The 2,609-nt window shown below is 53.5% G+C and carries 2 rRNA genes (1 of these 2 running past the window's edge); both read left to right on the forward strand.

The window, feature by feature from the left end:
• A 23S ribosomal RNA gene (locus tag BN1115_RS09445) occupies positions 1–2,351 on the forward strand (it extends 350 nt beyond the left edge of the window).
• Between the two features lie 108 nt (positions 2,352–2,459).
• Positions 2,460–2,574: ribosomal RNA gene (gene rrf / locus BN1115_RS09450) — 5S ribosomal RNA — on the forward strand.
• The last annotated feature ends 35 nt before the right edge of the window (positions 2,575–2,609 follow it).

The raw sequence follows: 2,609 nt of genomic DNA on the forward strand, positions 1-2,609 counted from the left end.
GGGTGACTGCGTACCTTTTGTATAATGGGTCAGCGACTTACATTTTGTAGCGAGGTTAACCGTATAGGGGAGCCGTAGGGAAACCGAGTCTTAACTGGGCGTCTAGTTGCAAGGTGTAGACCCGAAACCGGGTGATCTAGCCATGGGCAGGTTGAAGGTTGAGTAACATCAACTGGAGGACCGAACCCACTAACGTTGCAAAGTTAGGGGATGACCTGTGGCTGGGGGTGAAAGGCCAATCAAACTCGGAGATAGCTGGTTCTCCCCGAAAGCTATTTAGGTAGCGCCTCGGACGAATACTACTGGGGGTAGAGCACTGTTTGGACTAGGGGGTCATCCCGACTTACCAACTCCATGCAAACTCCGAATACCAGTAAGTAATATCCGGGAGACACACGGCGGGTGCTAACGTCCGTCGTGAAGAGGGAAACAACCCAGACCGCCGGCTAAGGTCCCAAAGTTCTGGTTAAGTGGGAAACGATGTGGGAAGGCTCAGACAGCTAGGATGTTGGCTTAGAAGCAGCCATCATTTAAAGAAAGCGTAATAGCTCACTAGTCGAGTCGGCCTGCGCGGAAGATGTAACGGGGCTCAAACCAGGCACCGAAGCCGCGGATTCACACTTATGTGTGAGTGGTAGGGGAGCGTTCTGTAAGTCTGCGAAGGTGTATCGAGAGGTATGCTGGAGATATCAGAAGTGCGAATGCTGACGTAAGTAACGATAAAGGGGGTGAAAAGCCTCCTCGCCGGAAGACCAAGGGTTCCTGTCCAACGTTAATCGGGGCAGGGTGAGTCGACCCCTAAGGTGAGGCCGAAAGGCGTAATCGATGGGAAGCAGGTTAATATTCCTGCACGACTTGTAATTGCGATGGGGGGACGGAGAAGGCTAGGTGGGCCAGGCGACGGTTGTCCTGGTGAAAGTGCGTAGGTGGTGTTTCTAGGCAAATCCGGAGACACAACACTGAGACACGAGACGAACGCACTACGGTGCGGAAGCCATTGATGCCCTGCTTCCAGGAAAAGCCTCTAAGCTTCAGATTACAAGTCATCGTACCCCAAACCGACACAGGTGGTCGGGTAGAGAATACCAAGGCGCTTGAGAGAACTCGGGTGAAGGAACTAGGCAAAATAGAACCGTAACTTCGGGAGAAGGTTCGCTCTTGACAGTGAAGTCCCTTGCGGATGGAGCAGTTGGGAGTCGCAGTGACCAGATGGCTGGGACTGTTTATCAAAAACACAGCACTCTGCAAACACGAAAGTGGACGTATAGGGTGTGACACCTGCCCGGTGCCGGAAGGTTAATTGATGGGGTTAGCGCAAGCGAAGCTCTTGATCGAAGCCCCGGTAAACGGCGGCCGTAACTATAACGGTCCTAAGGTAGCGAAATTCCTTGTCGGGTAAGTTCCGACCTGCACGAATGGTGTAACCATGGCCATGCTGTCTCCACCCGAGACTCAGTGAAATCGAATTCGCCGTGAAGATGCGGTGTACCCGCGGCTAGACGGAAAGACCCCGTGAACCTTTACTACAGCTTGGCACTGAACATTGAACCTACATGTGTAGGATAGGTGGGAGGCTTTGAAGGCGTGACGCCAGTTGCGCTGGAGCCGTCCTTGAAATACCACCCTTGTATGTTTGATGTTCTAACGCAGGGCCCTGAATCGGGCTCGCGGACAGTGCCTGGTGGGTAGTTTGACTGGGGCGGTCTCCTCCCAAAGAGTAACGGAGGAGCACGAAGGTTGGCTAATCCTGGTCGGACATCAGGAGGTTAGTGCAATGGCATAAGCCAGCTTAACTGCGAGACGGACAGGTCGAGCAGGTACGAAAGTAGGTCATAGTGATCCGGTGGTTCTGAATGGAAGGGCCATCGCTCAACGGATAAAAGGTACTCCGGGGATAACAGGCTGATACCGCCCAAGAGTTCATATCGACGGCGGTGTTTGGCACCTCGATGTCGGCTCATCACATCCTGGGGCTGAAGTCGGTCCCAAGGGTATGGCTGTTCGCCATTTAAAGTGGTACGCGAGCTGGGTTCAGAACGTCGTGAGACAGTTCGGTCCCTATCTGCCGTGGGCGTTGGATGATTGAAGGGAGTTGCTCCTAGTACGAGAGGACCGGAGTGAACGAACCTCTGGTGTTCGGGTTGTCACGCCAGTGGCACTGCCCGGTAGCTAAGTTCGGAATCGATAACCGCTGAAAGCATCTAAGCGGGAAGCGAGCCCTGAGATGAGTCATCCCTGACCCCTTGAGGGTCCTAAAGGGCCGTTGGAGACCACAACGTTGATAGGTGGGGTGTGTAAGCGCGGCGACGTGTTGAGCTAACCCATACTAATTACCCGTGAGGCTTAACCATACAACACCCAAGAAGTGTTCTGGGCCTTGTAGCGAATGAACGAACTACTAATTCAGTGATAATGACCAAGTCGTTATTCACGTCAGCTTTCCGAGATTGAAGAATTTGCCTGGCGGCCATAGCGCCGTGGAACCACCTGATCCCATGCCGAACTCAGAAGTGAAACGCGGTAGCGCCGATGGTAGTGTGGCATTCGCCATGCGAGAGTAGGACACTGCCAGGCACCCAATTAAACAGCGACGTGCACATCACGACGTT

It is taken from the genome of Aeromonas allosaccharophila, from assembly GCF_000819685.1.
GTDB lineage: Bacteria > Pseudomonadota > Gammaproteobacteria > Enterobacterales > Aeromonadaceae > Aeromonas > Aeromonas allosaccharophila.